9 protein-coding genes are annotated in these 15,058 nt (G+C 38.7%); 3 read left to right on the top strand and 6 right to left on the bottom strand.

The genetic code is table 11. The features are described from left to right. Window positions 1-2,637 carry a virulence factor SrfC family protein gene (locus H3R33_RS03215; RefSeq protein WP_198185283.1) on the bottom strand — a complete coding sequence of 879 codons (2,637 nt, stop codon included), beginning with the start codon at window positions 2,635-2,637 and terminating at the stop codon, window positions 1-3. A 16-nt stretch (window positions 2,638-2,653) separates the two neighbouring features. Beyond that, a complete protein-coding gene (locus H3R33_RS03210) occupies window positions 2,654-5,578 on the bottom strand; it encodes a virulence factor SrfB (protein ID WP_198185282.1) in 2,925 nt (974 codons plus the stop codon). Between the two features lie 266 nt (window positions 5,579-5,844). Between H3R33_RS03210 and H3R33_RS03205 the strand changes: the two genes are divergently transcribed. Continuing rightward, window positions 5,845-7,212, top strand: coding sequence for an MFS transporter (locus H3R33_RS03205; RefSeq protein ID WP_198185281.1), 1,368 nt, complete (start codon window positions 5,845-5,847; stop codon window positions 7,210-7,212). Here H3R33_RS03205 and H3R33_RS03200 read toward each other — a convergent pair whose 3' ends face one another. The 3 genes from H3R33_RS03200 to thiD are packed head-to-tail and all read right to left on the bottom strand — an operon-like array spanning window position 7,213 to window position 9,963. Continuing rightward, complete coding sequence (locus H3R33_RS03200) at window positions 7,213-8,136, bottom strand: retroviral-like aspartic protease family protein (RefSeq protein WP_198185280.1); 924 nt, start codon at window positions 8,134-8,136, stop codon at window positions 7,213-7,215. It lies immediately after the preceding gene. Then, entirely contained in the window at window positions 8,133-9,116 is a 984-nt protein-coding gene (locus H3R33_RS03195) for a tyrosine recombinase XerC (RefSeq protein WP_155580470.1), read from the bottom strand. The genes H3R33_RS03200 and H3R33_RS03195 overlap by 4 nt, the downstream gene beginning before the upstream one ends. A gap of 46 nt (window positions 9,117-9,162) precedes the next feature. Then, window positions 9,163-9,963 (bottom strand): bifunctional hydroxymethylpyrimidine kinase/phosphomethylpyrimidine kinase, encoded by an 801-nt coding sequence (gene thiD, locus H3R33_RS03190; protein WP_198185279.1) that lies wholly within the window; start codon window positions 9,961-9,963, stop codon window positions 9,163-9,165. A 153-nt stretch (window positions 9,964-10,116) separates the two neighbouring features. Between thiD and H3R33_RS03185 the strand changes: the two genes are divergently transcribed. Then, window positions 10,117-12,366, top strand: a complete 2,250-nt coding sequence (locus tag H3R33_RS03185; RefSeq protein WP_232342196.1) for a primosomal protein N' — start codon at window positions 10,117-10,119, stop codon at window positions 12,364-12,366. A gap of 152 nt (window positions 12,367-12,518) precedes the next feature. Next, on the top strand, window positions 12,519-13,502 hold the full coding sequence (locus H3R33_RS03180) for an MYG1 family protein (protein ID WP_155565528.1): 984 nt from the start codon (window positions 12,519-12,521) through the stop codon (window positions 13,500-13,502). Between the two features lie 63 nt (window positions 13,503-13,565). Here H3R33_RS03180 and gabD read toward each other — a convergent pair whose 3' ends face one another. Then, window positions 13,566-15,032, bottom strand: a complete 1,467-nt coding sequence (gene gabD, locus H3R33_RS03175) for an NADP-dependent succinate-semialdehyde dehydrogenase (RefSeq protein ID WP_198185278.1) — start codon at window positions 15,030-15,032, stop codon at window positions 13,566-13,568. Window positions 15,033-15,058: the final 26 nt, after the last annotated feature.

The following is a 15,058-nucleotide window of genomic DNA, read 5'->3' as shown; positions in this document are numbered from 1 at the left end:
TTATAAACCTTTTAATACGGTTATGATACGCCCCAAGGCTTCATTTGCAGCTGGATCAATTCCATCAAGACTGGACGCGCCAGCATTTTCTTCAAATCGCTGTACCATGGCTGAAATCCAATCTCGAACAAAACGTTCGTGATATGGAACGGGATGTTCAGGTAAAATCAATATATCATTGGGTGCCTCTCTTGGTTCGAACACATGATGCTCACCCTTTAATCCTCTTGTCATGGGTCTTTCAGATAATGGTACGGAATGATAACCCAAATAATAAACAAAATTACCAATTTCCATTTCTGCCAACAAAACCTGTGTTTCACCCTTTAATGAACCACTGGTGAAAAGCGCCGCATTGCGTCTTAATTGTTCAGCAAGCCTGTCCCTGAGATTTAACCGTCTTGCAAGCAAGGATATCTCTGCCGTTAATGCGGTTAATTGTTCTGTTGAAATATAAAAATGCTGTTCAACCTGATCATTACGAGAAAAATCATCCATAATATGATTCCATTTGGACAATACTAAATCGGCATATTGTTCATGACGATCTTTTGCCTGTCCCGTATCCACTTCTTTTTCCTGTTTTTGATCCGATAAATCAGCATCTGGAAACATATCCTGAAAAAGATCGTCTACATCACTTGTTCGACCGATCAACAATCTCTGGTTGGAAAGCTGCATTTCCATACTATGCCATGCTTCCATCATATCCTCTCGCCTAACCTGGAGTGACCGTAACAAAGATCCAAACATTTGTGATTTGACGGATTGCATCAATGATAGAGCTATTGATTGAGCCTCCGATGAAGCCTTTTTGATAGCTTTTTCCGTATTGCCACTATGATAATAAGGTGAAATAAAACGTGCCAGGTTAACAGCAAGATGTTCGATCTGTCCATTAATCTGTTCAACTTTTAACCGTGCGTCACATACTTTTCCCAATGCACCGGCAAGATAGGTGATACCTCCATCATTTGGCTGCAAAACAGCATTCCATGCCTTTTCAGGATCAGCCACATAACGCTTGATTTCAGGATTACTCAAATAAGCCTGTTTCATCGTTTCAACTAAATTTTTTGCCCGTTCAGCAATTCCAACTTCTTCCTTATGTCCGTTAACGACCGTATAATCCATAACAGCTGGGAAACTTATAGAGGGACTGCGTAACCAGTAAAGATTATTGAAAGGATGATTATCTCTCCAATTCTCAATCCAACTGCACGTTTTAAAAAAGTCAATTAGACTTGCATTAATTCTGGCTGTCCATCTTGTGCTTGATGAAGGAGATTCTCCTGCTTTTTGTTCAAACTCCCGATCAAATTTTGTTAAAACAACAAACAAATTATCTCTTTGTTTATTACGTTCTTCTTCCGTCGCACCAATACTGTTTTTTACCCATCCATCAATCATACCTGGCAGGGTTGAAACATTCTGTATGGAATCACCAATACACAATAACATTGCCGAAATTTCACGTTCGGCTTCATAGCGTTGAAAAAGATAGGCCACCTTTCCCCGAAGAAATAAACGTCCCAAAGCTTCTGGTGCCTGGAGAAACGCTTGTGGATCGTAAATCATTTCTCTTGATCTTGCGCCAGGAAAATCAAGCAAATCCGTTTCCTTGAGAAATGCCCATGGAGCATCACTTCCTATTGGAACGGTTAATTCTGCCGTCAATGCCGTTACAATTGAACGATCAATTGATTGTCTTTCCCCTTTTGAAGTCAAAACGGTAATTTTATCCTGGGAATTCATTCCAAGCGTGAATAGGGTTTCAACATTCAATATACTTTTCTCTCTTGGCTTCAATGCTTCTGTAGAGCAATAGACATTTTCCGTTTTTCCCAAATTTCCTAAAACTGTAAATAAATTTCTTCCTAAATTAGTAAATTGTCCCAGATTGTTCCATAATGGTGAAAACAAGACAGCCGATTCATGAGCTGGAATATACGGAACGGTTTCCCTCAGTTGCTGCCAGTAAATTTCTCTTAATTTTTCAAATCTATGATGGTCGGGATATTGTTTTTTTAAATATTCATATAGAACCTCTATATCATCAATATCTATAATTGAATTAATGATCTTGTCTTGCATAAAAGGTTTCATGGACTGAAACAAATTCTGTAGTGACTGATCGTCAATTTCGGCATCTTTTGTCTTAAAATCCTCAATTGATGTATTGGTCAATATTTTTATGACATCAACCGCTGACAACAATCGTAATGGAACAGGCATATTTTCATCAATAACGTCAATTTTCCGCGTCGTAAAACGAGATACAAGCCCCGTTGATTCATTACCCCCTTGTGGATTTATATCTGTTAAGAAATTAAGATTCTCTTTTTGATAATACGCTATCAATGCCTGTCCTGGTTTTGTCGCCAAACTTGAAACAAGATAGGATTTACCTGCCTGAGACGCTCCAAAAACCGCCACGGCAGGTGGCTGGTAAGCTGCATTGTCAAGTTGTCTGGCCTGCCGACGAAATCGACTAAGGGTATATTTGACTGCATCCCCATCTCCCCTAATGGCTTTTGGATTATCTTCAAACCAGTGTAAAGCCATATCAGCAGAACATAATACATTCCCGGTTCTTTTTTGCAGATGCCTGGTCATTTCTTGAATATCGTTTGGCATATTAAATAATCTTTCTCTAGGCTAAGGTAAAGCGACCTGTATCACGCCAATAACCTTCGGAATTCATCATGGTTTGCAATCTCAAGACCAAAAGCCGGGTGGGATATTGCTCGCCATTCCGATCTGTTATTTCAACAATCCTGAATTGTTCGCGATCTGAATAATCATTTTTTAGATTTTCCTTTTCTTGATCGATATCCTGACGCTTAATTGTTACCGTCAAAGGCAGGGCAATTTTATTGAGAGCATTGAAATTATTTATTTCCAAAACATATAATGGCGACGCTGGCCATCTTTCAATTCCAAGCTGACGAAAACCAATCTTGGTGGTATTTTCAAAATCATCAATCTTGAAACCTACATCTTCTTGAGGCTTCCTTTCGGGTAAATCTATATTTGAAAGCCAAACATTTTTATTCCTCAACTGACCATTTTTTTCCAAACGACCAATAAAACGTACAGTGGAATACATATGCAAATCACGTGATCGTAATACAAAATTCTGTAACTTCCCTTCCGCCTGTAAACATAAAGATGCACCAACTACAACGGTGGTTTTTGGATCACTTATACGGTTCTGAGCATCACGAAAAGGATAATATGCACCAACGCGATAATGGTACATACCTATAATACGGTGAACCGGAACCGGCATGGCGGCCATAATCATATCAACAATTCTGCGTAATCTTGAAGGTCTACCTGAAATCAACAAGACATCACAATCATAGGTCCAAATTGCTTCGCACAATTTCGCTATGACATCACCCATAACATATGTGATCGAGGCCTCAACCTGTTGCACCTTGGCTATGATTTCCAAGTCGGTTATTTTAAAATTTTCTGCTCCTGCCTTTTTGGCAAGGGTCTGAATGTAATTTTGGGATCGCTCAATATTTTCCTTGTCCTCACCAAGAACATCGCCAATATGGAATGCATCAAGTATATCGATTGTTCGATCAGTTACATTTTCATAACGGGACAATATTGCCAATGCAACCGGTTCCAAAACATTATTGACAAAAAGCTGTCTTAAATGACGCTCCTGTTCTGATTGCCCTCCCCAGTCCTGTCCAATGGCGGAACTAAAAAATGCCTGGGTGTCAATTACGCCCGCTTTACGTAGGGAATTTTCCATTATGGGTAAAATGATATGCGTTATGATATGTTCAAGAATATCATCCCCTGCTATTTTAAAGCTTTCCCTAAATTCCTGATGTGGACAAATTGTCTCACCCACAGGCACAGAATAGGAACTTATCATCAAGTCAGTCGTTCCACCTCCAATATCCAAGCTTGCTATCCTAATTTTCGGTATCCGGTTATCAGTTTCCCTATCTTTATCGACATGACCGTTTAATTGCATGAACTCATCCAAATTTCCACCGAGACGTTCGGTAATCTCGTTATATAACCAAACGATTTGGGTTGCTGTTGCCTCATCAAGATGCGTGTGAATTTTTGGCCGTTCATTTATAGATATACCCAGCATTTCGCAATATAAATCAATGGCTGAAATCGCACGATTACGTAAGATTTTCTGTTCCGCTACCGGCATACCGGGAGGTAATGTCAATGTTACAGACCGAAGATGTCTCATTAAAGTTTTATTTTGTCTTTGTTCACGATTTTGAGGCGAGTTCATCTGTAATCTCGCTTGAAACAAAATTTCCACAAGCATAAAGGTAAATAATGAACTCCGTGAAAAATTTGGTTGTGTAGTGATATTCTCCCCTATTAAACGTTCCTCCTCAGTCAAAACACGACCATCCGGTGAAATCATTGCCATAAATGCCCCCGTAACTGGAGGATCGATTATTCTGCCCGAAATACCCATGGAACGGCTATTGTAACGCCAGCTTTGCAAAGATAAACGCGTGTCCCATATATATCTTTTAGGAGATGTAATACCGGTTATACCTTCATTTCCAATTCTTGTCCCTGCCAAATGTGCCGCCTCATAACCTACCCTGACCGGACTTGGCCAATAAAAGGCAGACACCCTTCCGGAACGACGAGAGAGAAGATCACTTCCAAAATTTGCACGAGCAAATTCTATACAGCTTGGAAATGGTTTGTCATATTTAAGATTGGGACGTGAAAGATCTCTAAGAATCAAAGGATAGCTATTTGAAAAATTAACATCCTGTCCCGGATGATCCTCAACTAAAATTCCACAGCTCCTTGAATTTCCCAAATCCAGAATTAGGTCTACCTCAACCGGGACTTGTGATGTTATTCCCTTACCACCATCCAGCAAATGCACTGATGGTAAGGTTTGCAAGGAGGTTAAAATCTGTAGGAATGCCTGATAGACGGCATAATGCCAACAATATCGTTCTTCATATAAAGTACTATTGACAACATTTTCCTGTTTGATTTTCAAAAGCCAATCACCAACCCATCCTTCATTCAAAAACCATGCCACATCAGTAAAATTAGAAACGAATTTATAACAGTCCTGTCTTTGGCTATCTTCTATAGTGGGTGCATTATAAATTTCATTATTATCCTGTGTTTGCAAACTTGTATCAAAGACAAGATCAAATTGATACAAATCCTCCCTTATCTGTGTAAGATATCCACGTACCCAATTTGCCGGTCCATTTCGAAAATGCTCATTACCTGTTTCTTCACCCGATATGAGCGCAAAAAAAGGCAAGGGTATCCATTGATGCAGAAACATTTGCATCATCCCTTTCCAGGAAACCTCATAAATCTGATTTTCAGGTGGAACCTGACCGGATTGAACATCCCTCAACACACCTGTTTCGGGATCCTCCCTAAGGGAATGCAAGATATAACGTGGTGTACCATCATCATATTCACCATTACGCTCTTCCCAAAACCAGCAATGAACATTTTTTAATTGCGCAACAGGAATTTTTATAGACCAAAACTGTATTCCACTGTCAGGAATTAAAGTGATGATACGAGACATATGATTCTCAATCCCCTGAGAAATATTAGGATACAAATTGATAGATTAAACTATAACAGCTATTATAAAATAAAAAATAAATAATTGAATTGTTTTAACGACCGAATTTTTGTGAAATAATTTTGAAAATCTATTTAAATATAAATTTCAACCAATTAAAAAATAAATAATATTCTGAGTATGATTGAACATTATATTTATTAAGTTTCATATCTTGACTATATAAATCAAATACCGTACCTAAATTACTAGGTATATTAATAATCATGAACATTCCGATTGAAAACAATCAAAAACGGTTTTTGCCCATTGTCGCAGCAATATCATTTTTCATGGCTGCACTTGATTCAACTGCCGTCAATACAATAATTCCCTACTTATCCAATTTTTTTAACACACCTTTATTCAAAACAAAAAATATCATTATTTATTATATGGTGGCTGGATCCCTATTTATTCCTCTTACGGGATATCTATGCCAAAAACATGGATGTCGCATAATTTTTTGTCTTTCACTGGCAATTTTTACATCTGGTTCTCTTTTATGCGGACTTTCCCATAACTTGAATGAATTGTTAATCGCAAGGATTATTCAGGGTTCTGGAGGAGCACTTATGCTGCCGATCGGTCGATTGGCAATTATCCAGACCTTTTCCAAAGACGAACTGGTAAAAGCATTAAGTATGGTAACCCTTCCCGCTTTGACTGGTCCCTTGATCGGTCCCATTGTTGGGGGGATGATCACTTCTTATTTTCATTGGTCTCTAATATTTTTAATCAATATACCCTTCGGTATTCTTGGAATTATATTTGCCTTACGAATTTTTCCCGATATCAAGGATAAATCAATTAAAATGGATTATACAGGGTACGGAATATTTGCCATTTCAATAGCCTTTCTTACCTATGCACTCAGTCTATTTAGTGAAACAAAACAATTTAAAATTCCAACCCTGATTCTTATTCTGGGTATCCTTTTAATGATATTTTACTGGATAAAATCCTATAATCATAAACACCCCTTATTTCATCACAACCTTTTTAAAGTAAGAAGCTTCACAATTGGAATTTTCGGTAACATCGTTGCACGTATCGGATGCGGCGCCGTGCCATTCATGCTGCCATTGATGTTACAAATTCTATTGGGACTTTCACCCGTAAAATGTGGTTTTGCAATGTTACCATTGGCCATTGCTTCTTTTGTAGGAAAATCTTTCGTCGATCAGATTATAAGACAGACCGGTTACCGACGTTTTCTGTTTATCAACACTATATTGCTCAGTTTTTCATATATTTCGTATGTAACTGTAACAAGTTCATCCAGCTGGACATTACTGATTGTTCTAATGCTCATTACTGGATTTATAAATTCCATTCAATTTACAGCCATGAATACAGTTACCGTTATTGATCTATCTTTTAGTAAACAACCTTCAGGAAGCGGTCTATTATCCACAGTCATGCAACTTTCCATGGCTTCTGGTGTTGCCGTCTCTGCAATACTTTTAAATGTAGATCAATCTTTGCATCCCAATTCCGCTCCTGCAATGCATTTTCATTTTACATGGTTTTGGTTGGGTATAACGACACTTTTCAGCTCTTTTATCTTTTGGTTTTTGCCAAAAGGAAAATAATTATTCTTCTTTATTATTTATAAAATACAATTTTTCCCGTTTATAGGATATCCATATTTTATTTAGTGCAAACCAGTCTGAACCAATCAGCATATCTGCTTCATCATGCAATGGGGATACGGTCAATGTAGGTTTGATTTCAACCTGTCCACCAATTTCGAAACGCTTAAATTGATACCAGTGATAAACAACCTCTTTTGAACCAATCGAGCTTGCCAGTCCACCCGGACGTGTGGCCAGCTCATCTTCATGAATTCCCATTTCTTTTACTTTTTGAAGGGCAACTATTCGGGATCGTGCACCACTGTCAATTAGGGCTTCTAGGGGAAACTGATCAATTCTTACCTTTGTAAACACACGAAAACCTTTTTTGTCCAAATCAGTAATATGACCTTTTTCTTGCCAAAAAGGTGGTACCATACATAATAATGAATGGCTGTTCACCTCCCATAAATTCAGCTTTCCTGTTTTTAATGAAAATTCAACATCAAAATTTGATAATATATCTCCACCGATCAATCCTGAAATGGCAGGTTTAATTCTTGGAAATTGAGGTAAATTACCAACTGGTATAGATAAAGCGCCCAGATTGTACGTTCCTATGTGCATATTTCGGATAAAAACATTTTGTACTGTTTTACTTCCCCCTTTTGAACCCAGTATTACTGTTTTTTGGCCTGGATCCACAGGTAAATGCAGCCTTGAAGCTCCATCCAAAGAAATAAGACTTCCTTCTGAACCTGTGTCAATAATCAGGGAAACCATTTGTCCATTAATTTGAAAATCCCCTATTATATATCCTCCTATATTTCTGAGAGGAATTTGCGCAATTTTTTCATAACTGCATAAATTCCTTTCGGCTTTGGCTGAATCAAAAGACCATAAGCCTGTAAAAAAATAAAATGTCAGAATGAGTTTTTTCATATTTTTCTGTTTATATTCGCTTTGGGATGGGCTTTATTCCATACTTCCAGTAAATGAGATTCATCCATCAATGTATAACGCTGCGTTGTAGACAGGCTTGCATGTCCTAACAACATCTGTATTGTTCTTAAATCTCCTCCGTTTTGTAAAATATGGGTGGCAAATGAATGACGTAGAGCATGAGGTGTTGCCAATTCTGACAATCCCATCATGCGTCTGTATTCACGCATATTTTTTTGGGCAATCGATGGATTTAACCTTTTGCCTTTAACACCGACAAAAACTGGTGATTGAGATTTTATCATAAAAGGGTAATGTTTTTCCCATTTTATTAATGCCTCAGCCACATAGGACAAAATCGGCACAAGTCGTTCCTTATTTCCTTTACCGGTTATCCTTAAGGTTGCACCCTCACGGGTCAGATCTGCATTTCTGAGATCCCCCCAATTTAAGGATAAAGCCTCAGACAACCGCAAACCACAACCATACAACAATGTAAATAAAGCGATGTCACGATTTTGAGTCATTGGGGACTGATCAACAATCGCAATATTCCTAGTCAACTCTGAAGCCTCTTTTTCCGTCAATGGATGAGGTAAAGGTTGATTGACCTTTGGAATCTTTATTAATGAAGCAATATTATTCTCAATATAATAAAACCTTGCCAAAAAGCGATAAAATGACCGCAATGCGGATAAACGTCTTTTACGTGTACGGATTGCGGCATCTTGCGTATGTCGACCCTGACCAAGATAATGACTTTTAAGGGCTTTGTTATTTTCATCCGCCATCCATGCTCTGACATCCTTATATGAAAGATCGGCAAGATCATGCCCGGTTATTTCTTTACCCCTATAATTTGCAAAAAATTGTAAAAAAAGGGTTAAATCTTGTTGATAGGCAATAATACTATTAGATGAGGCTCTTTGACTGTCCCTCATCCATTTCAAGAAATGCTTTAAATAATCTTCTGCCAGCATGATTGGATCCTTTTCAACACGATTCTGTCACTGAAATGATAATTTATTATAAATTCCATATTCTGTAAAAATGATTGACCGGCCCATGTCCCTTACCCACTTGCAGCTGATTGCCAGCCTTAAGTGCATGCCCTAGATAAGTCTTGGCCTCTCTGACCGCATCAGGAATTTCCATAACGGGAATCAAGGCTGTTATGGCAGAAGACAACGTGCATCCTGTACCGTGATTATTATTTGTCAGCACTCTTTCATCCTCATAATCGAAAATTTCATTCTTATTACATAATACATCTAAACAGTTAAATCCCTCGAGATGTCCCCCTTTTAACAAAACCCAATGAGATCCAAATGAAAGTAATTTCTGTGCCTCCTCTTTCATTTCCAGCATTGTTATTGGATCATTTCTATTCAATAAAACACATGCCTCCGGGATATTCGGGGTAATAAGCGTGGCAAGAGGAAATAGTTCGTCCTTCAATGCATTAACTGCCGCATCATTGATCAAATGATCACCGCTTTTTGCCACCATGACAGGATCAATAACGACCTTGGCAACATTATATTCTCTCAGTTTCTGGGCTACAATCCTGACAATAAGCTCATTGCCAAGCATTCCGATTTTGACAGCGTCAACATGGATATCCTGAAAAATCGCATCGATCTGATCTGCAACCATATTAGGATCCATAATCTGAAAAGATCTTACCCCTTGGGTATTTTGCGCAACAACCGCCGTTATAACTGACATTGCATAAGTTCCCAATGCGGAAAAAGTTTTGATATCAGCCTGGATTCCCGCCCCTCCACTTGGATCGGTTCCAGCAATTGTTAAAATATTTTTAATCATGTAGATCCCAATTTATGTCTAATATTTTATGATTATAGTTTTAATTCATTCTAGAGATATATTTTATCTTAAATCCAGAACATATAGTCTCAAACAATGCTATACTATCCTCGTAAAATAAGATTTTGCCTCAATTTCAATTGAGTTTGTCAAATGAATCCTGATATTTTATCTGATATGCCTCTATCTTACCGTAAAATAGTCCCGGTTCTTCTTCCTTACCCATTCAAGGAACCTTTTGATTATATAATTCCACACGACCTAAAAATAGAAAAAATCATTCCCGGTACCCTAGTTATTGTACCGCTCAATCAACGTAAGGAAATAGGGGTTGTCTGGCAAGATCACGTTCTATCAGGCAATTTGTCTTTATTATCCACCCCCAAAAAAGAAAAAAGAAAATTAAAAGAAATTATTTCCATTTTACCCATTCAGCCCTTACCGAGAGTTTTAATGCAATTCATTGATTGGATGGCAAATTACAATTTTACAGAATCAGGTTCCGTTCTGGCAATGGCAATCCGTAATATCAGAACTCTCACCGTTCCCTTAAAAAAAGAATATGGATGGATAAAAACTTCACCTTTGCCAACAAACTTGAAAATTACCGAAAAAAGAAAAAAAATTCTGGATTTCATGAATATTCCAGATCAAGCCTATACAACAAGGGAATTGACAGAAAATTTACATATAAAACCCTCGGTTATTTATGGACTGGAAAAATCAGGAGGCATTTTCAAACAACCCCTTACCAATTTTACGCAATTTTCAAAACCTGATCCCAATTTTCATCAACCTAGTCTTTCCGAAGAACAAACCAAAGCAACAACTTTTTTAAAGAAACAAGTCGATAAGAAAAAATTTTCTGTTACTTTACTGCAAGGCATTACCGGTTCAGGAAAAACAGAAGTTTATATGCAAGCCATAGCTTCCTGCATCGAACAGAATAAACAAGTTCTGGTTTTATTGCCAGAAATCGCTTTGTCAGCTCAATGGACCAACCGGTTTTACAAACGTTTTGGCGTAAATCCTGCACTATGGCATTCCGATCTAGGTTTAAAACACCGTAAACAAACCTGGATGGCTATATTAAAAAATGAAGTTTTCGTGTTAGTTGGTGCGAGATCCGCCCTATTTCTCCCTTTTTATGATCTGGGATTGATAATTGTGGACGAGGAACACGAATCTTCCTTCAAACAGGAGGAAGGTGTTATCTATAATGCCAGAGATATGGCCATTGTCAGGGCTAAACTATCCTCGTGTCCTATTATTTTGGTTTCCGCCACCCCTTCAATGGAAACCCTGATAAATGCGCATCAGGGAAAATATTTTCATCTCACCTTAACCAAACGACATGGTGGGGCTATCATGCCACGAACCAAACTGGTTGACATGAAAATACATCCACCAGAAAAAGGACATTTCCTGTCACCACCTCTTGTAAAGGCAACACAGGAAAAACTTGACAAAAACGAACAGGTCTTGTTTTTTTTGAACAGGCGCGGTTACGCCCCTTTAACTTTATGCCGTGCTTGTGGTTACCGTCTTGAATGTCCACATTGTTCAGCATGGTTGGTTGAGCATCGCAGCACTAGAAAACTGGTATGTCATCATTGCAATTATTCTATACCCGTTCCGCTGGAATGTCCCCATTGCAATACCAAGAATAGTCTGGTTCCCATTGGTCCTGGAATTGAACGCATTACCGAAGAGGCAAGAATTACCTTTCCTGACGCAAAAATCCTTGTCATGTCCAGTGACTGTTTAAACAGCCCCAAAATGACAGCCGAAGCCGTTCGCCAAATTATGCAAAAAGAAGTCAACCTTATTATCGGCACCCAAATTGTTGCCAAGGGATGGCATTTCCCTGATCTTACTCTTGTTGGGGTTATAGATGCCGATTTGGGATTAACCGGCGCAGATTTACGTGCGGCTGAAAAAACATTACAGTTATTGCATCAGGTCGGGGGTAGAGCCGGTCGAGCCAGATTTCCCGGTACAGTTATAATTCAAAGTTTTTTAACAGATCATCCCGTAATGGAGACGTTAATCAAAGGTGATTTCAATCAATTCATGATCGAAGAGGCGCATGAGCGTAAAGCCGGATTTTGGCCTCCTTACGGTCGATTGGCCGCCATAATCGTAAGTGCGGATACAAATCAGGATGCTTTGGAAACAGCTCAAGAACTCGGTCTAAATGCACCCAGCCGAGATGGGGTCATCGTTTTGGGACCTGCCCCAGCTCCCCTATCTCTGCTTCGTAACCGTTATCGACAGCGTTTATTGTTAAGAACACATAAATCCATCGCCATACAGCCGATCCTACATCAATGGTTGGATCCAATTAAACCCAAAAAAAACGTAAAAATAACCGTGGATATCGATCCAATATCGTTTTTGTAAAATCAATTAAGATTTATAGTCTGAATATTTTCATAATTAGAATTCATATAAAATATTCTGTATGAAATCTTAATTAATCGCTCGCATCCAATGATGTTTTTATTTATTATGTTTTCTCGTTATTAATTTATTTGTACTGATCAGGAGATCCCATGCCTAACTCCCCTACAATTCATTCTGATTCTCTTACAGAAGGATTGATGGATTATTCAAAGGAACTTTTAATCGTCACACATAACGGACGTTTTCATATTGACGATGTTTTCGCCTTTACAACCTTATTTCTTGCATTGGATTTAGAAAATAGACCCTTTCGGCTAGAAAGAACACGTAACCCTGAAATCATTGAAAAAGCTGATATTGTTTTTGATGTTGGGGGAATTTTTGATGGCAAGCGTTATTTTGACCATCACCAGATTGGTGCTCCTGAAAGAGATATCAAACAGACACCCAAAAACATGGAAGGAACCATTCCCTATAGTTCTGCCGGTCTTATATGGACCGCTTTTGGCTTGGATGTCATTAAAAAACTAGCCCCTGACCTGGATGAGAAATCACATCGTGTTGCGCATAGTGTAATTGAAAAAGCGCTAGTCATTCCCATAGATGCAATCGATAATGGAAAAATGCAACCTGAAAACGGATTAAATTTTTCATCAATCATAAATATTTTCAATCCTGCGTGGGATTGCGACGACCCGTCAAACCAGCTGGAACGTTTTTTTGAGGCAAGTAAAATCGTTCAAACTGTTTTGATTTATCAACTTAATATTGAATTTGCTCGTAACAGAGCCATCAGCTGTTGTGAAGAAGCATACAAGAACAGCCCCGATAACCGTATTTTGATGTTGCCTCGCTGGATGCCACATATATATCCGATTTTTGCCAATGGTTGGAATACACAACTGGTAATTTACCCTGCAGAAAATGAATGGCGTGTCGGGACAGTTCCGATCCGTATGCACGGAAACGATCGACGTAGATTGTTTCCTGCCAGCTGGGGAGGACTAGAAGGTGAAAACCTAGAAAAAGAAACAGGAATTCAAGGGGCGAAATTCGTTCACAAGGGATTGTTCATAGCTGTTGCCACATCAAAAGAGGCAGCAATCGCACTTGCGCACAAAACCCTGGAATAATTTATAGAAAACTATAATTAAGGATTAGAATTCGTGTTAATCCTTAATCTTGTCTAATCTAATTTACAGGTGAATACCCAAGCATAAATATTTGATTTCAAGATAATCATCTATACCATATTTGGAACCTTCCCTTCCAAGACCTGATGCCTTTATTCCACCAAAAGGTGCCATTTCATTTGAAATCAAACCAGTATTAATTCCCACAATCCCGTATTCCAAGGCTTCTGATACACGTGTTATTCTTGAAATATCATTGGCATAAAAATATGATGCCAAACCAAATTCCGTATCATTGGCCAGATGAATAACCTCTTCTTCAGTTTCAAAGCGATATACAGGCGCCAAAGGTCCAAAAGTTTCCTCTTTCGAAACCAGTGCATTAAATGGTACATTCGATAAAATTGTCGGCTCGAAAAAACATCCTTCAAGAGCTTTACCACCCATGACAACAGTTGCGCCTTTATTTACAGCATCATCAATATGTTCTTTCACCTTTTTCAAGGCATTTCGATCAATCAAGGGACCAATGGTTACATCTTTATTCAATCCATTGCCAACCTTGAGTTTGGTAACGGCATGTTTAAATTTTTCAATAAACTGATCATAAACTGAATCATGAACATAAAATCGATTTGCACAGACACAAGTTTGACCCGCATTTCGATATTTGGACATCATTGCCCCTTCCACCGCCGCATCAATATCTGCATCTTCAAAAACGATGAAGGGTGCATTCCCCCCCAATTCCATTGATAATTTTTTTACCGTACCGGCTGATTCCTGTATTAATTGAGCACCAATTTCTGTTGATCCTGTAAAGGTTAGTTTACGAACTATTGAATTTGAGGTCAACTCTCCACCAATTTCCCCTGAGGATCCTGTAATGATATTGAAAACCCCTGGCGGTAATCCAGCTTCTTCAGCAAGCACACCCAGGGCCAAGGCAGAGTAAGGGGTCATACTTGCGGGTTTAAGTACCATTGAACATCCAACTGCCAATGCTGGACCAGCCTTGCGGGTAATCATCGCGTTGGGAAAATTCCAGGGGGTAATTGCTGCCGTAACCCCAATTGGTTGTTTGATAACCGAAATCCGTTTGTCTGCCATGTGTCCGGGAATGGTATCGCCATAAACCCTTTTTGCCTCTTCGGCAAACCATTCCAGATAAGACGCGCCATATTGAATTTCCCCCTTAGCCTCCGCCAAGGGTTTCCCCTGTTCAAGTGTGAGAATTAATGCAAGATCATCCTTGTTTTCTTCCATTAATTCATACCAACGACGCAAAATGACAGATCGCTCTTTTGCGGTTTTTTTTCGCCACGCAATCTGGGCGGTTTGTGCGGCATTGATAGCCCTTTTTGTTTCGTTACCACCCATTTTCGGAACAGTTCCAATAATTTCATCAGTTGCAGGATTGACAACCTGAATTACTTGACCATTGTCTGCATTCAACCATTGACCATCAATGAAACATTGCTGTTTGAACAATGACTTGTTTTTTAAATCGTCAAGACTTTTTTGAACCATGCCTGTTGCTTTCTACCATATGGAAT

The sequence above is a fragment of the Commensalibacter sp. B14384M2 genome, from assembly GCF_016101865.1.
GTDB lineage: Bacteria > Pseudomonadota > Alphaproteobacteria > Acetobacterales > Acetobacteraceae > Commensalibacter > Commensalibacter melissae.
The sequence above is the reverse complement of the archived record's forward strand: the minus strand, read 5'-3'. Positions and strand labels throughout refer to the sequence as shown.